Here is a 2,130-nt window from a genome sequence, read left to right as displayed (position 1 = left end):
GCTACCTTCGCCTGCTTTCTGCCTTAAAAGATTTGCAGGAGCAGATTCAAGAGAAGCTCCAAAATGGGAGTGGGGTGCGGTTAACGTCACGTGTTTCAAAAAAAGAAATGGTCGCCTTGACCAAGCAGGTCAGTGATCTCTTTGAACAGATCGAGCGGACCAATCGGATTGCCTTTCAAGAGAAAAAGACCTTGGATATGGCCATCAGTAATATTGCTCATGATATCCGGACGCCTTTGACCATTGCATCGGGATATACCCAACAAATCATCAAGGGTGGGACGCAGGAAGAGGAGAAGCTGAAGAAAATTGCTTCCAATCTTCAAGTCGTCTCAAAACGCCTGGAATCTCTCTTGGAATACAGACGCTTGATGGAGGGAGCCATTCAGCCTCGGCTTTCAGATGTTAATCTCAGCCAAGTCCTGACCCAGCAGTTGTTCCAGTATTATGATAGCTTGTCTGAGGCGGGGATTGCCTTAGAAGTGGAGATAGAGGAGCATCTTCATTATGCTACGGATCCGGAGCTTTGGGAGCGCCTCCTGCAAAATATGCTCAGCAATGTCCTCAAACATGGGAAAGAAAAGGCCCGCTTGACCTTGACCTCTGATGATAAGGCGATTCGGGTTGAACTAGGCAATATCGTGCAACAACCGATTCAGCACTTAGACCAACTGGCTAGCCGATTCTACTCCGAAAATCTATCGGACACAGAAGAGTCTTCTGGTTTGGGCCTCTACATCATTCAAAATTTTGTAGAGATCCTAGAGGGAGACTTGCAACTGGCAACAGAGGCAGATTGGTTTGTTTTGACCATTACACTAAGAAAAAAGGCTTGAGCACCGCTCAAGCCTTTTTGTTATAAATCTTTGTGTTTGAAAGTAGCTAGTCCCAAGAATCCGAAAACAAGGATGAAACCAAGGGCGATCGAGAGAGTGTTGTTCGTTGCTGTGGTGCTTTGGACCATGGAATATTGGAATTCCAAGTTTAGATAGTGGAGAATATCAATATCTTTAAAGAAAAGCGCAGGAAGGCTTAAGAGGATATTTCCAATGAAGTAGCCAACGAAGGCTAGGGTGATGGATTGGCTAGCGTAAAGAAGGAAGGAAATGATGCTGACCCAAGCCAGGGTGGAAAGGAACTGAATCAGCACGGTCAGTCCAAAATGAGCAAGGAAGTGCTCTGGCATGGTTCCAAGTCCATTGTAGAGGGTCGCGATTAAGAAGACGAGACCATAAGAAACAAGAAATTGGAAGAGGGCAATGGTCAGGACAACGGCGCTTTTGGCAAAGTAGTAGCTGGTGCGCGAAACCCCATAGGCCAGATTATTCTTGTATAAGTTTTGCGTTAAGTCTGTTCCTAGAACCAAGGTGATGACAATAATGGTAAAGAGGATAGTCACACTGATGCTGGAAGAGTAGTTGGTCAAGGCTTTAAAGCCCGTCCAAACTTCGGTTGCTTGGGGTAATTTGGATTCCGTATTGACGCCGACGTGGCCGGTAGCTCCAAAGATGACTCCAGACAGGATGTTGAGAACGAGAATGGCTTCTGTAATCCAAAAACCTTTTGAGCGAAAAAGTCTGTAAAAATCTGCTTGAATGGTATGCAACATGATAAATCTCCTAAATGAAATATGTGGGATAAGTAATGCAAGACGGTGGGTTGACTAGTCTACCAAGTCCGTAAAGAATTTTTCCAGATCTTGGCGAGCATAGTAGATTTCATCCACGTCAATATCCTCTTGAACGAGGGCTTTGACAATGACTTTAATATCGTGAGTCTGTCCAAAGATATGGATTTCTCCATCCTTATCGATGACCTTGATACGGTGATGGAGCTGATCCTGGATCAGTTGACTGGCAAGAGCTAGTTGGCTAGTTTTGAGGATGATGTAATCTTCTCCTTGTTCTTCGAATTCAGCCTTGCTAATTTCTTTGATCAGGCGTCCTTGGTCGACAATGCCAAAGCGATTGGCAACCAGATAAAGTTCGGAGAGGATGTGACTGGAAATGAGGATGGTCATGCCGAGTTCATCGTTGAGGCGCTTGATCATCTGACGGAATTCCTTGATTCCGACAGGATCGAGACCATTGATGGGTTCGTCCAAAATGAGGAAGTCGGGCTTGGCAATGA

General features: G+C 45.3%; 3 protein-coding genes. 1 reads left to right on the top strand and 2 read right to left on the bottom strand.

Going from position 1 to position 2,130, the window contains the following annotated elements:
• Positions 1-836 (top strand): sensor histidine kinase (locus ACLOR3_RS01125; protein WP_412036911.1); only part of this gene is annotated, 836 nt, incomplete at its 5' end.
• A 20-nt stretch (positions 837-856) separates the two neighbouring features.
• On the opposite strand, the gene ACLOR3_RS01120 is transcribed toward ACLOR3_RS01125, so the two are convergent.
• Positions 857-1,609, bottom strand: coding sequence for an ABC transporter permease (locus ACLOR3_RS01120; protein WP_048716360.1), 753 nt, complete (start codon positions 1,607-1,609; stop codon positions 857-859).
• Positions 1,610-1,663: 54 nt separating this feature from the next.
• Positions 1,664-2,130 (bottom strand): DrrA family ABC transporter ATP-binding protein (locus tag ACLOR3_RS01115; RefSeq protein ID WP_497867170.1); only part of this gene is annotated, 467 nt, incomplete at its 5' end.

Origin of the sequence: Streptococcus intestinihominis, assembly GCF_046824975.1 — a bacterium.
Taxonomy (GTDB): Bacteria; Bacillota; Bacilli; order Lactobacillales; family Streptococcaceae; genus Streptococcus.
The sequence above is the reverse complement of the archived record's forward strand: the minus strand, read 5'-3'. Positions and strand labels throughout refer to the sequence as shown.